The sequence below is a fragment of the Oceanirhabdus seepicola genome (genome assembly GCF_023684385.1).
Lineage (GTDB): Bacteria > Bacillota > Clostridia > Clostridiales > Clostridiaceae > Oceanirhabdus > Oceanirhabdus seepicola.
Window position 1 is genome coordinate 18,815 of the sequence record NZ_JAGSOJ010000005.1, and the last position, 17,211, is coordinate 36,025.

A 17,211-nucleotide genomic window follows, 5' to 3' on the forward strand; every position below is an offset into this window, starting at 1 on the left:
GCACGCTAGCTGCGTGCAAAATTTCAAGTAGTATAAGCAAATAAGGCATATGAAAATAAATAACAAATCAAAGATACGATAGATATTTGAACACGCTTACGTTAATTTATATTATAAACTTTCAATACTGAAATTGTCATATCATCCTTAACCTTATAATTTTCTGCTTTTAAGGCTTCATTTAGTATCCCCAATGCGATTTCTTTAGGATTATTTAGTTTACAATTATAAAGATATTTCATAACCCAATGACTTTCACTACTTTTGTCCCCATATTCTAATACTCCATCACTCACCATTACAATGATATCTCCATCCATTATTTTCTTCTTTTTAACATCAACATCAATCTTATCTAACACACCTATAGGCAAAGATTTGGAATCAATTACCTCCACATCACCAGTACTCCTCCTAATGAAACTTTCATTAGATCCAACCTTGAAGAATTCCACATTTCCATTATAAAGATCTAAAGAGGCAATATCCAATGTTGAAAACTTTTCTTGAGTCTTATATTTCATTGCCATTACGGAATTCACAGCATTTATAGCCACAATTTCACTCAAACCAGCCTTTGAGAATTTCTCAATTAACTTTACAGTGGCTTCACTTTCTCTTTTAGCTTCCGGTCCAGACCCCATACCATCACTAACAATAGAAATAAATTTATCTTTTTTATTCCTTATAAATCTATAACTATCCCCATTTTCCTTTTCACCATCTTTACATTTCTGTATTGAATATGATGACACATGAAATTTAGGCATTTCTTCAAAGGTAATATCACAACTCTTCATTACTTGATCAATTATACATCCATCATTACTAACACAGAATCGTTTTTCACTCAATTCGTTAATAACAGGCAAAATATTTTTAACACAATTTTGTTCTCCACCACATGCCTTTCCCTTTAACTTTATAGATATCCGTCCATCTAAGTCTTTTAAGCAAGTAATATCTTTAAATTTTATATTATTAGCAAGCATTGCAAGTCTTATTTTTTCTTCCAAATTACTATCTATCTTAATTGAAACATCAAATTCATCTACTATTTCATCAACTGATTCCGCCATATTTCTTATTTGGTTAGATAAAACCTGTCGACCTTCGCTTATAGTAGATTTTTTGAGTTCACTTATCATATTCCTATCCACTATATCCTCTGCATTCTCAATAAGCTTAGTTCTATTAATACATTTCTTATTTAACTGATACGGTAAATCTTGATTATTTAATTCTACATTTTTTAATACTTCAACAAATGCTGAATACGTATAATGCATCTCTCTCCGCCAACAATTACTTTTCAATTGACACTCTGAACACACTCTATCAGCTAATTTCTGAACCATTGCTGTACTTTTATCTTTCATAATCAATTTTTCATTTTCATTAAGATCTGTTAGTATATCCGATATATTTCCTAATAAACTTGAAAATTCATTTAATTTTTTCTTGTATATACCTTTGATTTTTGAGTTTACTTGCTCCTCTTCCTTATTAGCGTCTTTATCAAACTTAAAATACTCTCTCAACATAGAGTAACGCACATTAGGAATTATCACAAAAACTCCTCCCGCAATAACAAGTTCTATTCCTTTAAAACCAAATGATTTATAATTAAACAATAGAATACTATATACTATAATTACTGAGATTATAGACACACATTTCCCCATATCTTTAAACACACCGCTAATTATCCCTATTGATGCATAAACAACAACAAACACACCTAGACTATTAACACTTAATCCAACTAAAATACCTAAAACAACGCCAAATATAGCCCCATTTGCTGCTCCACCTAAATATCCTATTATAATAATTGATAATATAGCAAGTACATTAGTTAACGATACCCCGAACACTCCTATACCACTTGTCCCAGCAATTATCACTGATACTAATAAGCATAAAGAAATTATCTCTTCATTACTGAGGGAATATTCTTTCTTATCTCTAGTTAATTTATTAATTACACTCTCAAAAATAAAAAGGGATGCACCGCATAAAATAAAAACAAGCAAGGAAGTTACTAATGCAATATATACATTCCTTACCAGTGCAAAATTTATAAAAATTATAATTCCCACTGTAATTAATGCTATTATCTTCATTTTTTTCTCTTCGATATTCACTTTATTCTTTATATAACACAAAATAAAAATAGTTAATGTGGATATTAGATAACCTGGTAATAATTCCAGATTTATAAATGATAATATGTAACCTGCAGAAACTCCTGTTGCTACAAAAAAACGCCGTTCTGAATCCAACTTATTCATTATAGAAATCATAAGCGCTAATCCAAAAGGATATATCTCCTTAAGTATCTCTACTCTTGAAACAAAAAGCGCTGAAAAGAATATAGCTGTTAACATTAAAAATTTAGAACTTAGAATCCCATCTAAAGTCCCCCTTATCTCCCCCCTAATCTTCTTATATTTCAAATGACTCAATCCATATTGCATAATTCTCACCCTCTCTCAATGGTGAGTTAATTATATCAAAAGTAACTGGAAATAATTGTCAATAGTTGGAAAGAACCACTAACTTTTATAAGACATCAAACGATTAAAACTTTTAAATTACTACTTTATTTATTTCTTTCTCATAGTAATTAAATAACAAAATTAATAATGGGTACTATTTACATAAAATTATATGTCATTTACTCATTTAATTTCCATTTTTTTGAAATAAAATAATATGAATATTTTTTCACATCTTTAATATACTTATATAATGGAATTATTAAGGATTAATACTCTTATATAGATAAACTACTTCGTAGGTTTATCCATAATTAACAATTAACAGAGAACAAAGAACAATTATTGTTGATATTCTTCATTAGAGAATATCAATAAATTAAATAGACTTGAATTGTGTCATAGAAATGTTTATTTTATAATTTACAAATAAAAAAGCGTGTTTCACGCGCTTTGCTTTTTTTAAAATAAAAAAAGAGATACAAATGTATCTCTTTTAATGTGGTAGCGGAAAGAGGATTCGAACCTCCGACTCTCCGGGTATGAACCGAATGCTCTAGCCAACTGAGCTATTCCGCCACATGGTTGCGGGAAGAGGACTTGAACCTCTGACCTTCGGGTTATGAGCCCGACGAGCTACCAACTGCTCCATCCCGCGCCGCTTGGTGCCGAAGACCGGAATCGAACCGGTACGGTGTTAACCACCGCAGGATTTTAAGTCCTGTGCGTCTGCCAATTCCGCCACTTCGGCAAGTCTTTATGCGACTCTTGCCATTATATTTTTTTGTTGTTATTAGTTTGAAACAAATGGTTGCGGGAAGAGGACTTGAACCTCTGACCTTCGGGTTATGAGCCCGACGAGCTACCAACTGCTCCATCCCGCGCCGCTTGGTGCCGAAGACCGGAATCGAACCGGTACGGTGTTAACCACCGCAGGATTTTAAGTCCTGTGCGTCTGCCAATTCCGCCACTTCGGCAAGTCTTTATGCGACTCTTGCCAATATATCTTTTTTATTTTTATTACTTTAAAACAAATGGTAGCGGAAAGAGGATTCGAACCTCCGACTCTCCGGGTATGAACCGAATGCTCTAGCCAACTGAGCTATTCCGCCACATGGTTGCGGGAAGAGGACTTGAACCTCTGACCTTCGGGTTATGAGCCCGACGAGCTACCAACTGCTCCATCCCGCGCCGCTTGGTGCCGAAGACCGGAATCGAACCGGTACGGTGTTAACCACCGCAGGATTTTAAGTCCTGTGCGTCTGCCAATTCCGCCACTTCGGCATGTCTCTATGCGACATTTGTTATTATATCTAATCTACTCCATCTTGTCAACCCATTTAAATAAATGGTTGCGGGAAGAGGACTTGAACCTCTGACCTTCGGGTTATGAGCCCGACGAGCTACCAACTGCTCCATCCCGCGACATTAGGTGCCAAAGACTGGAATCAAACCGATACGGCATTTAACCACCACATGATTTTACGTCCTATGCCTCTGCAAATTCCGCCACTTAGACATGAATAAAAGCTACTTTGTCTCAGCGACAAGTCTTATTATATATTAAGATTATATCCATGTCAACATATTTTTCAAGTTTGAAAATTCAAACTTTATATACCATTAAAAAATCACGGACTGCGTGCGCTAAGAACCTTTTAAATGAAGTTGAGAATGGTGAATTGAGAGTGAGAACGATGGATGTTTCTGCTTTATGGCCGAAACTAAATATTTCAATTTCCTAAGAAATAAAAAATAAAGCTAAGTCTCTGAATGAGACTTAGCTTCTTCTATATCCATTACTTCTATTATTTTTTTGAGTTTTTAATGACTTAATCTTTTCATCACTTTCTTTCAAAAATTTTGAAAGATTATCCTCGAAGTTATGAGTTGTAACTTTTTCAGGCTTTTTAGTCCAATTAAACTCTTTTGGCTTTGCACTTTTTTTCTCAGCAATACCTTTCATTGAGAAGCTTATCTTATCTTCCTTAATCGATATAACTTTCACTTTAACCTTATCATTTTCTTTCAAATGATCATTTACGCTTTTAACATACCCATCTGATATCTCTGAAATATGAAGTAATCCTATTTCACCATCAACCTCAACAAAGGCACCAAATTTTGTTATGTTTACAACTTTACCTTCAAAGATTTTTCCAAGTTCTAATGACATGTAGAAAGTATCCTCCTTAAAATTTTAAATATATTAAAAATTAATACTTCTATTAATTTTCAAAGCTGTTTTTCATTGGTTCTTATCTATAATAGTAATTTCACCTTGCTTTATAAATCTTAACTTTTCTCTAGCTTCTTTTGTCACATATTTATCATCAAGTTTATGATTATCTTGATTTGTTAGATACAAGTACTCTTTTTCTGCTTCTTTTAATTTTTCTTCAAGTTTTTTAAATTCCTCTTTCTGGCTTCTTAATTTCATTTCTTGAGAAACATAATTATATGCCATACCTATTATTAAAATTAATATTAATAAAACTCTTAACTTGAATATTTTTTTCATCTCTAAATTACCATCCATAATTAGAATACAGCTTGTTTAAAAAACTGACTAATATAATTTTAAATTCTTATCTATATTTTTTCAAGTTTTAATTTTATCAAATTTAGGTAAGTTTATACCTATTCTAATATTATACTATTTAAATAATAATTTCAGCATAAATTTAATTATTTTTTTATATTTTTTCTTTTAACAAAAAATATCTTAAATAACAATTGTAATGGATACACCATAATTCTGATAATTCCTCTTAAATAAATGCATATCTTATAATATATAAACTCTAATGCACCTTCTAATGCTGGAGCAAATACAAAATAATATATTCCTACACCTATTAATATAAACAGTATAACATATGTAGCCATTATAGCATTACAAATTACAAAAAGCCAAAGATATATTATCATTCCAGAAATACACCAAAATATAATATCCAAAAAAAATAATATTATTTTTTTTCTTCTCAAATCTTTTATTATTGTTTTGTAGAACTCAAACAGTAATCCTATTATTACTCCAGCAAGCAAGCTTCCTATCAAAATTATGATCTGATACCATATACTTAAAATCATTATTTAAATAGCTTAGCTAAGATCCCTTCATTAGATTTCGCCTTATGTTTATCACTATATACACAAGAATCGATACTTCCAACAATAAAGACTTCGCCTGCTTGAACATCTAGTTTATTCATTTTTAAGTTTTCACCTTTTATTAATAAAGTGCCTAACTTAGTATTTAATAGTATTTCCTCTTCATTGAACCTTATAACCTCTATAACTCCAGTAATTTGTAGTTTTTTCCTACTCTCTAGCAAAAGATTACAATTCATTTCTTCTTGTTTTTCTTCTCTATTAATATCCATAACTCCCCTCCAAATTTGCAATCCTCTTATTCTATAACTTATGCTTAATAACAATCTAATTATGAATATTTTTTATAAAGGAAAAAATTATAATCGCACAATTTTGAGAGAAACACACAATTCACTGAATATATTTGCTTTTTTCCATATTAATCACAAATATGAGAAGTTTTTAATGCTTGCTAAATTATTAAAAATCTATAATTTCCTCAACAATCAAAAATATAGAGTTGGAAATTAATATGAACTTTTCACTCAACTCTATATTCTTAATTATATTTATTTTTATTCTTCTGAATCAGCTCCAGATATTATCTCATACATTTCTTTTGCCTCTTCTTTTCTTACATGTGCAGTAATATTCATAATTTTAGCTTTTAAAGTTCCTTTAGGAAATTGAATTTCTATGATATCACTTTCTTTAACTGTTGTGCTAGCTTTAGCTTTTCTACCATTAATAAATACTCTATCACTATCACATATTTCTTTAGCCTTCGTTCTTCTCTTAATTATTCTTGAAACTTTAAGATACTTATCTAATCTCATATATACTCCCCCTTTGAATTAGTATTCCCTAAATAAATCTTAATGAAGATATATTAAATACTTAAATCTAATATACCTAATTTATTTTTTTCATATACCTAATACATATTCAAATAAATAACTAAAATAAAAACCTAGATAATTAATTATCTAGGTTTTTATTATGTATATTACTTGTTTACTCTTTCTTTGAACTCTTTACCAGGCTTGAATGCTGGAACTACAGAAGCTGGAATAATCATTTCTTCTTTAGTTCTTGGATTTCTTCCTTTTCTTTCAGCTCTTTCTCTAGTTTCAAAAGTACCAAAACCTATTAATTGTACTTTCTCTTTGTTTTCAAGAGTTTCTATTACAGACTCCATCATAGCCTTTAAAGCTACCTCAGCATCTTTCTTTGTTAAGTTAGATTTTTCACTCATTTTAGTAATTAATTCTGCTTTATTCACCTTTGCTACCTCCTTAAAATTAAGCACACTCAATATTTAAACTAGTACACTCTAAAATCATTTATTCTGCATAAATTTTAAAATTCCTTTTTTTATTGACTAATTCTGTGAAATTTTAAATTTAATAATCAAATTTTATCATAAAAAGCACTAAATCTAAATAGTATTTTGAAAAATAATGATTATTCTTCATTTTTTGCCTCTTCCCAAAGTATATCCATTTCTTCTAAACTCATACTTTCAAGCTTAAAACCTTTTTTATTAGCTTGTTCTTCTATATAAGAAAATCTCCTAATAAATTTATCACAAGTGCTATTTAATGCTTCCTCTGGATTGATATTTAAAAATCTACTTACATTAACACAAGCAAATATTAAATCTCCCATCTCATCTAATATTTTTGACCTATTATTGGTTTTATATACATCTTTTATTTCATTTAATTCTTCTATAACTTTTTCCATTGCAGGATTTATATTTTCCCAATCAAAGCCCACCTTAGCAGCCTTTTTTTGAATCTTTTCTGCTCTCATCAATGATGGCAATACTTTAGGTACATCTTCTAAACCTTCACTATGTTTACTGAACCCTTTCTCCTCTTTCTTTATATTCTCCCAATTTGTTAATACTTCACTTTCTGTTAAATCAGCTTTTTTATTAAATATATGAGGATGCCTTCTCACCATCTTTTCACAAATACCTTTAATAATATCATTTATATTAAAATATCCTTCTTCCTTCCCTATCTGGGCATGAAAAATAACCTGTAACAGAACATCGCCTAACTCTTCTATAATTTTATCTATATCATCTTTATCTATGGCATCAATGACTTCATAACATTCTTCTATCAAATATTTTTTCAAAGATTCATGTGTTTGATTTCTATCCCACTGACACCCATCTTCTCCTCTCAATTCTTCCATTATTTCTGTTAGATCGTTAAAATCATATATTATTTCAGCCTTGCTTGGAATATATAATGATGTCAAGTAATCTATCTCTTCCATTCTATCAATTTCGTAAATTTTTATTTTTTTAATAACCTCTAACCCTTTTACACCAGCGGCTCTTACAAAATATACCTCATAATCATCTCCATAGTATTCAGCTAATTTAAGCTTAACATCTGAAGCAATATACTTATCATACACTTGAGTTAAAACTATACCAACCCTCTTATCTAAAACACTATTACCTATATCAAATGCATCTAATATTTTCATACCCTTTATAGGATCAATTTTCAGGGATTCCATCATGGCATCTATAAAACTCACTGCTGGTACTATCTCGTAATCTATATTCATTTCTTCACATTTTTCAATAATCAAAGAAACACTTTTTTCTGCTACCAACGGATGTCCCGGCACTCCATAAATAAGCTCTTTTGATTTATCATATTCCTTGATTATCTCATTAGATATTGCTTCATAAACCTCATCAAAAGAATCTAATTCATTGTAAAAATGATCTAAAGTTTTATAGTCTACGTTTAAATCTTTTATGTAGTCAATCGTCGGATGTTTCTCAGTTCTAAAAAATATATTCTTTCCATTCTTAAGTTCATTAACAGTCCCCAGCGTCAGTGAATCAACCGATCCAGGACCTAATCCTATAATTTTAATCATTTTATTCCTCCTAAATATTTCATGTATAGCTTTGAGTTTTATCTCTTACTTTTTCTATTAAATCTGATTTTAATCTCATCAAAGTCAAATATTCTAAGTCCAAATACCATTATAGAATAGCATAAAGCCCCTATAAAGATTGCTGTAATACATGAAAAAGTATTACTTCTTGTATAATTATAGACATTAGTATAAGCAAATACAACCGATATAATCATAATCATTGTAGCTATTATGGGTTTAAATAATATCTCATAATTACTAATCTCTACTTTTAATCTCCTTTTTATATAAATAATATTCATTATCCCAGCAAATGCATATCCAAATATAGTCCCAAGTAATGCCCCCTTGATATTTACATATGGTATTCCAACTAAAAAATACGTCAAGCTTACCTTTATTATACACCCTATTCCCAAATTTATGATTGGAACATGGTACTTTCCTATTGCATTAAAAATGGATGTAGTAGCCTGACAAATTACTATAAAAGGCAAGGATATTGCGAATAACTTTAATATCTCATATCCTCCTGTACTTCCCACAAAAACCATGTCCATTATAGGAAATGCCATAAAGTATAACCCTGCAGCCGAAGGTAACGCTATAACAATAGCTAGCTTAATTGCTAATTGTACTTTAGATTTAAAAAGCTCAAAATTTCTCAATTTAGCCTCAGCTATCACCGGAACAATAGATGCGCATATGGCCATTGATAATGCTAGTGGGACATTGTTTAAAGTAGCCGCCTTTCCGTATGTTTGTCCAAAAATAATAGTTATCTGCATCTTAGAAAATCCAGCATTAATCAGCCTTTTAGGTACAATCATATTATCAAATAAAACCATCAAACTCCCCATAGTAGTCACTATAGATATTGGAATTGCTATACTAATTATTTTTCTCATTATATTTTTCTGATTATTCATATTGCTTTTCGGAAATACCTTTATCACTTGATAGTATTTTATCAAAAGATATACACCAGCTATTGCAGCCCCTATTACAGTTCCTATTACCGCTCCAGCCGCTGAGTATTCCACTCCCTTAGGGAACAACATATATGCTATCCCAACGCCTAGCATAACTCTTCCTAACTGCTCAATTATCTGTGAAACACCTGAAGGTGCCATATTTCTTATTCCTTGAAAAAACCCTCTAAAAGTCCCTAGAATAACCACAAATATTGGAGCTATGGCAGTTATCAAAAAAGCATAGTATGATTTTTCATGCCATCCAAATAATAACACAATTCTTTTTGAGAACAGAAGCAGCACTAAAGAAGTGCTTGCTGCAAAAACCAACATTATGTACAATGTACTTCTTACACATACTCTTATATGTTCTAATTTCCCCTCAGCATTATATTCCGATACCATCTTTGATAACGCAATAGGTATTCCTGATGCAATGGCAACGAATGTCATATATATAGGATATGACATTTGATAATATCCCATTCCCTCATCTTTTATAAGGTTCTGTAAAGGAATCCTAAAAAACACCCCTAAAAACCTAGCAAAGATCATACACACTCCTAATATAAGAGCACCACTTACCATACTATTTTTTCTTATTCTATTATCATTCAAAATATCACCTCAATACAATTTTGTCTTATTAAAATAGATATTTTGAATTTTGCATTTTTATACTAAAAAAATTAGAGGTAGCAAAAGCTACCTCTAATTTTTATGTATTACTCCATTTGTTTTCCTAGGAATGATGCAGCTGTTTCAACAAGTTTTTTCTCTGTATCACCAAAAGCAGCTCCAGCTTCACTACAAGCTATTATTACTGTTCCTATTGCATCTCCTTCTGCAAGGATTGGTCCTATTGCTTGATGAGTATATTTACCTTCAAACTCTTCATCATCATATATAGGAATAATATTGTTTTCTTCTAACACAACAGCTTTTCTGTCTTCCATGATTTTTTCCAATTCTGAACTAACCTTTTTATCCATATATTCTTTCTTGGAACATCCGCTTAAAGATATTATATTATCTTTATCTGCAATTACAACCATGTACCCACTTATTTGATTAAGTGACTCAGCATATTCTTTTGAGAAATCACCCAACTCTCCAATTGGTGAATATTTCTTAAGAATTACTCCACCCTCTCTATCGGTGAATATTTCTAAAGGGTCTCCTTCTCTAATTCTTAAAGTTCTTCTTATTTCCTTAGGAATTACAACTCTACCTAAGTCATCTATTCTTCTTACAATACCTGTAGCTTTCATTAATTATTAGCCTCCTTATTTCCTTAATAAAATATACTTGTATTAATATTATCTTTCTTAACTTCTAATTTTATACACAAAAAAAGCTGTATTTACACTTATGTGTAAATACAGCTTTATATACTAAATCTAAAAAACTATTAAATAAGCTTCTCGCTATATGTTTTTACATCTTTTTCTTCTAACCATTCATTTAATTTTGTCTGCCATAAATTATATTTTTCTTGATCAACGAGCATTTTCTCGATTTCTTCTTTTACAACATCAAATTCCTTTATAGGGAAATCTTTCTTGTCTTCAATCTTAATTATGTTAAATCCTCTAGTATCTTCTAAACTTTTCACTTCTCCAACCTTTAATATTTTTGCTGCAGTCATAATCTGCTTTCCTAATTTAGGATCATCATAAGTTATATAACCTAAATCTCCACCATTTTCTTTAGTACTTTCGTCTAAACTAACTTCTTTCGCAATATCACTAAATGCCTCACCATTATCTAATCTAGAAATAATTTCACTAGCCTTTTCTTCAGTGTCAACAAGCATATATGATATTTTTACTTTATTAGGCTCTTCCGTATAGCTCTCTTTATTTGAATCATAAGATTTTTTGATTTCCTCTTCAGCAACAGTCACATCTTTAGTAACTTCTTCATAAACCTTGTTTTCAAGAATCTGTTTTTCATAACTTGCTTTTACTTCCGCCTCAGTCATATCAGCATTTTCTAGAAGCTTATTTAATTCTTCCTCTCCACCAACAGTCTCCATATACTCATTGTACCTCTTGTCAACTTCTTCAGCCATCTCACTATCAGTTAATTTTACACCTATCTCTTTACCCTTACTCTCAATAACTTCACTCTGAATTATATAGTTCAAAATTGATTGCTTATATGCAATAACAGTTTTTACTGCCTCTTCATTTTCCATATAATTTGCACCATATGCCATTTCAAACTGTTTCATTAAGTTCTTTGTTCTAGAATCATCATCAAGTTCACCTCTCGTAATCTTAACGCCTTTTCCCTTTGCTACAACCTGTCGTCTTATTGCTTCCGGTGTTTTTTCTATTAAATTACAACCTACACTTGTAACCGCTAATGCACCAATCATAAGTGTAGCCATCAATTTCTTTATTTTACTCACTATACTTCCCCCGTTCTTTCATTATTTATATAATTTAATTATTATCTTATAGATAATTTTAACATAAATTAACGAATTTTCATAACTAATTTATATCTTTAAGATATAAAATAAAGTCTTTCAAATCCTCAAAAATATTATTTTTATTGTCTTGCGAAAACTTAAATGCAATCGTAGGTGCATCACTATTTACCTTAAACGTAATTTTATTTTTATATTTCTCCATTAGCTTTGTAAAGACCTTAGGAGTAAAAAATTTATTATTCTTAAACTCAAATAGCATTTCATTTTTTACCTCTTTCAATTCAACTACTCCAATAGATTTACATAAGAATCTCAATGAAGAAATGTTAATAAGATTGAATACAGGCTTAGGTATGTTTGAAAATCGATCTTCGAGCTCAGTTATTGTTTCTTGCATATCTTCTTCATTTTCTATAGCAGCTATTTTTTTGTAGATTTCAATTTTTTGAGTTTCATCCTTGATATAACTCTCTGGAATATATGCATCTATTTTTATATCTATAACGCTCTCTATAGGCTCATCCTCAATACCTCCTCTAAGCTTAGCAATAGTCTCTTCTAGCATTCTACAATATAAATCATATCCTACCACAGACATGTGTCCATGTTGTGACGAACCCATAAGATTTCCTGCACCTCTTATTTCTAGATCTCTCATTGCTATCTTAAATCCAGAACCTAATTCCGTGAATTCTTTAATTGCTTTTAGCCTCTTTTCAGCAACTTCGCTTAGAAGCTTATCTTTCCTATAAGTAAAATAGGAATATGCTATTTTATTTGATCTACCAACTCTTCCTCTTAATTGATACAATTGAGATAGTCCCATCTTATCAGCATCATATATTATCATAGTATTAACATTTTTAATATCAATTCCTGTTTCGATAATTGTTGTACTCACCAATATATCATATTTTCTCTCCATGAAATCAATCATGACTTTTTCTAATTCTCTTTCTGTCATTTGTCCATGTGCAATAACTATCTTAGCCTCTGGAATGAGGTCCTTTAAAAATGCTGTCATTTCTTTTATGCTCTCTACCCTATTATAGACAAAATATACTTGACCACCTCGTCCAATCTCTCTAATTATAGCATCTCTAACAAGCTGTTCATTGAACTCAACAACATACGTTTGAATAGGATATCTATCCTCAGGAGGAGTCTCTATAACACTTATATCTCTAATACCACTTAGGGACATATGAAGGGTCCTTGGAATTGGTGTTGCCGTTAATGTAAGCACATCTATATTTTTCTTTAAATTCTTTATCTTTTCTTTATGTGTAACACCAAATCTCTGTTCCTCATCAACAATCAATACACCTAAATCTTTAAAACGAACATCCTTTTGAATCAACTTATGAGTTCCAATAATTATATCAACATTCCCCTCTTTTAGGGCTGTTAGTGTTTGTTTTTGTTGCGCTGCTGTTCTAAATCTACAAATCATATCAATATTGATTGGATATCCTGCAAACCTCTGAATAAAATTATTATAATGTTGCTTTGCAAGTATTGTTGTTGGAACCAAAAATGCCACTTGCTTACCATTCATAACAGCTTTAAATGCCGCTCTAATAGCAACTTCTGTTTTCCCATATCCAACATCACCACAAAGAAGTCTATCCATTGGTTTATCTGATTCCATATCCTTTTTGATATCTTCTATAGCTACCAATTGATCTCCCGTTTCTTCATAAGGAAATTCATCTTCAAATTGTTTCTGCCATGGTGTATCCTCATTATATATGTATCCCTTAATGAGACTTCTAGATGCGTATAATTTCAAAAGTTCATCCGCAATATCCATTATAGATTTACGAACTTTCCTTTTGGCCTTTATCCACTCACTTCCTCCAAGTTTATTAATTTTTGGACTCTTTCCTTCTGCCCCAATGTACTTTTGTATCATATCTAACTGCTCTACTGGTACATATAGCAGATCACTATTTGTATATGTTATCATAAGATAATCTTTTTTGTGTCCTTTAACCTCTAATTGCTTTATACCTTTATATACACCAATACCGTGATTTACATGAACAACATAATCTCCAAGTTTCAAATCTGTGAAACTTTTTATCTTGCCCATACCCTTTTTACTGTGCTTTTTTGCCTTTCTCTTAGATTCACCAAAAACGGTTTTATCTGATATTATACACAATGATAATTCTGGAAACTCCATACCATTAAGCTGATTTCCATAGGTTACTACAATCTGTCCTTGAATTAATTCTTTAATTGCATCTTTATAAACAGCCTCGATACCTTTATCTTTAAGAATATCAATTAGTCGTTCTCCTCTTGATTTCGTTCCAGATAATATTATTATTGAATATCCATTAGCCTTCTTTTTTTTCAGGTCATCTATCAACAAATCAAGTTGCCCATGGTAGTGATGCAATGTCCTTTGCTCTAAATTATATTTCTTCTTAATATCTAAAAATTTATTTTCAATACTCAATGGATTAAAAACTACTTTACAACGATATTTAATCTCTTCTTTCACATGATCCAAACTATATAGTAACTCCCCCTGTTTAGAGAGGATACTACCTCTAGTAAAATAAGTTTCAAAGTTTTCATTAAATTCAACAAATATACTTTCTAATTTCCCCATACATCTGTTTACATCATCTACTATTACCTTGTATCCATCAAAGTAATCATAGATTTCAGAAGTCTCCTGAAAAAAGTAAGAAAGATAACTTTCAATATTATCGCAGTTGCCCTTTTCCTGTAGACTTTCAAGATTCTTCCCTATAGTTGCATTTATATTTTCCATAACATCATTATTTTTTTTGAATTTCTTCTTATATGACTCAAAATCTTCTTTTATTCTTGCAATTCCATTTGCTAAGGCCTCTTTAGGCATCACAGTCTCTTTTGCAGGATACATCATGAAGGTGAATACCTTTTCTATACTTCTTTGTGTTTTTGTATTAAATGTTCTAATTGAATCAATCTCATCATCAAATAGTTCAATCCTAAATGGATATTCTTCAGTAGGTGGATATATATCAATTATACCCCCTCTTATTGAGAATTGACCTTTATTTTCTACCGTAACTACCCGTTCATAACCCGCTTCAATAAGCCACAGAGAGGTTTTTTGCGCATCTACAATATCACCTATAGATACTTTTTTGATATATCTTTTAAAAGTATCTATAGGTGTATATTTACCCATTACCGCTTCTATAGAGGTAACGACAATATTATTTTTCTTACTTAATACATTCTTTAGAACATTTATTCGTCTCCATCTTAAATCTCCAGAAATAGCATCAATATTATAAAAAACTACTTCTTTACTGGGAAAATACTCTACATTATCATAATGGAAAAGAAGATCCTCATATATATTTCTGGCTTCCATATCACTATAACTTAAAATCAAAAAAGGTTTATTAACCTCATTATGCATCGCACTAACCACATAACTTTTTGCAGAGTCACTTATTCCACTTATTTCAACAGGAGTTTCCCCTTTTTTTATATTATCTATTAAAGATATGAATTTATCTTTTTTTAAAAGGGGATCAATGATCCCTTTTAATCTCAACACTACCGCCTCCTAAGATATTATTAATTATAAGCGTTATATCCATTAAATACATTCATAGCCTTATCAACATTGTTTTCAATCATGTATACAACAGATTTAACCACCTGATCATATACTTTTTCCATTACTTCTTCTTCTTCAGTTGGAAACTTCCCAAGAACATGAGATATCATGTCATGTTGAGCTTTACCCACACCTATTTTTACTCTATTAAACTCATCACTGTTCAACATTTTAATAATGTTTTTTATCCCATTTTGTCCACCGGAACTACCATTTTTTCTTATTCTCAGTCTACCAACATCTATGCTTACATCATCATGTAAAACAATTATATTTTCATTTGGAATATCAAAGTAATTTACAACTTCAACTACACTCTCTCCACTTAAATTCATATATGTTTGAGGTTTAAGTAGAATAACTTTCTCACTACCAATTCTTAAATCAACACATATACCTTTAAATTTTTTCCTGTCCATACTAATTTTATACATATCAATTAATTTATCTATAACTTTAAAGCCAACGTTATGGCGAGTATTTTCATATTCAACACCTGGATTACCAAGCCCAACAACTAAGTACATATCTTACCTCCATCAATCCCGTCTTCCTAATCTCACAGTTACTCTTTCAATAGAATTATTTCTCTTTATTTTGCATATAACCGATTCACCTATATTACATTTGCTTATAATATCAATTAGCTCCTCCATAGATCCTACTTTGATATCATTCACTTCCATAATTACATCTGTTGGTCTAAGTCCCGCGTAATCAGCACCACTATCTTTCTTTATATCATGTATATATACTCCTATAGATTCTGACCCTTTTGTTGAAATAACATTACCACCATATATTCCAATTGCAGGTCTAGATATGAATCCATATCTCATTATTTGATCTATAGTATCCGCTATTTTATCAACGCTTACCGCAACAGAGTACTTATTTTCATCTATTTTTTCTCGAAGATTAAAATTATTAATACCTACTACTTCACCATTATAGTTTATCAATACTCCTCCGTCACTACCTTTTCTTGAAAAAACATCACTAAATATGATTTCATTATTAAATGATTCTTCTATTTCTTCATCTAAATAATCACTTTGCATACTTATGGAGTTTATTATCCCCCTAGATATGCCCCCTAAATTTTCCTCACTAATATCACTGCTTATTAATAAAGTATTTTCACCCAACTTCAAACTATTATTATTTGCAAATTTAGCAGTTTTTAACCCATTTTCTTTTATTTTAAGAATAGCTATATCACTATATTTATCATACCCTACAAATCTTGCATCATAAATTTGTCCATTATTTAATTTAACCTGTATCTTATCACTCCCATATACAATATGGTTTACTGTCAATATATATCCTTTTTCATTACAAATAACTCCTGAACCAATCGTAACATCATTATTGCTTATTTCTCCATCAAAAGATAATACAGCCACAATAGAGGGCATAGTACTCTCAAGCAAAGTATCAATATTCTTTTCTTGAGTTTTAGCATTAAGTTCCTTATCTTCTCTATTGATATCTGCCGATATCTCTTCATTTAACATCAATGATGATAAAGTTACCCCAATAATCATTGATGTTAAAACAAACAAACTTATTCCTAATCCTCTCTTATAAATATTCCTTTTACTTTTTTTAAAGACAATATTTCCTCTATTCTTGGTCATTTTC

General features: G+C 30.5%; 14 protein-coding genes and 9 tRNA genes. All 23 read right to left on the bottom strand.

Features of this window, described 5'->3' with window-relative positions; all coding sequences use genetic code 11:
• Positions 1 to 101: 101 nt before the first annotated feature.
• On the bottom strand, positions 102 to 2,480 hold the full coding sequence (gene spoIIE / locus KDK92_RS20100; RefSeq protein WP_250861197.1) for a stage II sporulation protein E: 2,379 nt from the start codon (positions 2,478 to 2,480) through the stop codon (positions 102 to 104).
• 523 nt (positions 2,481 to 3,003) lie between these two features.
• A tRNA-Met gene (locus KDK92_RS20105) sits at positions 3,004 to 3,080 on the bottom strand.
• Positions 3,081 to 3,083: 3 nt separating this feature from the next.
• A tRNA-Met gene (locus tag KDK92_RS20110) sits at positions 3,084 to 3,159 on the bottom strand.
• A gap of 5 nt (positions 3,160 to 3,164) precedes the next feature.
• Positions 3,165 to 3,252, bottom strand: a tRNA-Leu gene (locus KDK92_RS20115).
• 57 nt (positions 3,253 to 3,309) lie between these two features.
• A tRNA-Met gene (locus KDK92_RS20120) sits at positions 3,310 to 3,385 on the bottom strand.
• Between the two features lie 5 nt (positions 3,386 to 3,390).
• Positions 3,391 to 3,478: transfer RNA gene (locus KDK92_RS20125), tRNA-Leu, on the bottom strand.
• Positions 3,479 to 3,536: 58 nt separating this feature from the next.
• Positions 3,537 to 3,613, bottom strand: a tRNA-Met gene (locus KDK92_RS20130).
• A gap of 3 nt (positions 3,614 to 3,616) precedes the next feature.
• Positions 3,617 to 3,692, bottom strand: a tRNA-Met gene (locus tag KDK92_RS20135).
• A gap of 5 nt (positions 3,693 to 3,697) precedes the next feature.
• Positions 3,698 to 3,785: transfer RNA gene (locus KDK92_RS20140), tRNA-Leu, on the bottom strand.
• A gap of 65 nt (positions 3,786 to 3,850) precedes the next feature.
• Positions 3,851 to 3,926 (bottom strand) — tRNA-Met (locus KDK92_RS20145).
• Between the two features lie 355 nt (positions 3,927 to 4,281).
• The gene (locus tag KDK92_RS20150; RefSeq protein ID WP_250861199.1) at positions 4,282 to 4,677 is read right to left on the bottom strand and encodes a S1 RNA-binding domain-containing protein; all 396 of its coding nucleotides are present in this window, start codon (positions 4,675 to 4,677) and stop codon (positions 4,282 to 4,284) included.
• A 72-nt stretch (positions 4,678 to 4,749) separates the two neighbouring features.
• Positions 4,750 to 5,022 (bottom strand): septum formation initiator family protein, encoded by a 273-nt coding sequence (locus KDK92_RS20155; RefSeq protein WP_250861200.1) that lies wholly within the window; start codon positions 5,020 to 5,022, stop codon positions 4,750 to 4,752.
• Positions 5,023 to 5,189: 167 nt separating this feature from the next.
• Entirely contained in the window at positions 5,190 to 5,597 is a 408-nt protein-coding gene (gene yabQ / locus KDK92_RS20160; protein WP_250861201.1) for a spore cortex biosynthesis protein YabQ, read from the bottom strand.
• The gene (gene yabP, locus KDK92_RS20165) at positions 5,597 to 5,890 is read right to left on the bottom strand and encodes a sporulation protein YabP (RefSeq protein ID WP_250861202.1); all 294 of its coding nucleotides are present in this window, start codon (positions 5,888 to 5,890) and stop codon (positions 5,597 to 5,599) included. Before yabP ends, yabQ begins: the two co-directional genes overlap by 1 nt.
• Positions 5,891 to 6,175: 285 nt before the next feature.
• On the bottom strand, positions 6,176 to 6,436 hold the full coding sequence (locus tag KDK92_RS20170; RefSeq protein ID WP_250861203.1) for an RNA-binding S4 domain-containing protein: 261 nt from the start codon (positions 6,434 to 6,436) through the stop codon (positions 6,176 to 6,178).
• A 170-nt stretch (positions 6,437 to 6,606) separates the two neighbouring features.
• Positions 6,607 to 6,882 (bottom strand): HU family DNA-binding protein, encoded by a 276-nt coding sequence (locus KDK92_RS20175; RefSeq protein ID WP_250861204.1) that lies wholly within the window; start codon positions 6,880 to 6,882, stop codon positions 6,607 to 6,609.
• A gap of 182 nt (positions 6,883 to 7,064) precedes the next feature.
• On the bottom strand, positions 7,065 to 8,513 hold the full coding sequence (gene yabN, locus KDK92_RS20180) for a bifunctional methyltransferase/pyrophosphohydrolase YabN (protein WP_250861205.1): 1,449 nt from the start codon (positions 8,511 to 8,513) through the stop codon (positions 7,065 to 7,067).
• Between the two features lie 38 nt (positions 8,514 to 8,551).
• Positions 8,552 to 10,108 (bottom strand): putative polysaccharide biosynthesis protein, encoded by a 1,557-nt coding sequence (locus KDK92_RS20185; protein WP_250861206.1) that lies wholly within the window; start codon positions 10,106 to 10,108, stop codon positions 8,552 to 8,554.
• 107 nt (positions 10,109 to 10,215) lie between these two features.
• The gene (gene spoVT / locus KDK92_RS20190) at positions 10,216 to 10,761 is read right to left on the bottom strand and encodes a stage V sporulation protein T (RefSeq protein ID WP_250861207.1); all 546 of its coding nucleotides are present in this window, start codon (positions 10,759 to 10,761) and stop codon (positions 10,216 to 10,218) included.
• A gap of 140 nt (positions 10,762 to 10,901) precedes the next feature.
• Positions 10,902 to 11,906, bottom strand: coding sequence for a peptidylprolyl isomerase (locus KDK92_RS20195; RefSeq protein ID WP_250861209.1), 1,005 nt, complete (start codon positions 11,904 to 11,906; stop codon positions 10,902 to 10,904).
• A gap of 85 nt (positions 11,907 to 11,991) precedes the next feature.
• Complete coding sequence (gene mfd, locus KDK92_RS20200; RefSeq protein WP_250861518.1) at positions 11,992 to 15,498, bottom strand: transcription-repair coupling factor; 3,507 nt, start codon at positions 15,496 to 15,498, stop codon at positions 11,992 to 11,994.
• Positions 15,499 to 15,521: 23 nt separating this feature from the next.
• Positions 15,522 to 16,091 carry an aminoacyl-tRNA hydrolase gene (gene pth, locus KDK92_RS20205; protein WP_250861210.1) on the bottom strand — a complete coding sequence of 190 codons (570 nt, stop codon included), beginning with the start codon at positions 16,089 to 16,091 and terminating at the stop codon, positions 15,522 to 15,524.
• Positions 16,092 to 16,103: 12 nt separating this feature from the next.
• The gene (locus KDK92_RS20210) at positions 16,104 to 17,207 is read right to left on the bottom strand and encodes a S1C family serine protease (RefSeq protein WP_250861211.1); all 1,104 of its coding nucleotides are present in this window, start codon (positions 17,205 to 17,207) and stop codon (positions 16,104 to 16,106) included.
• Positions 17,208 to 17,211 lie beyond the last annotated feature (4 nt).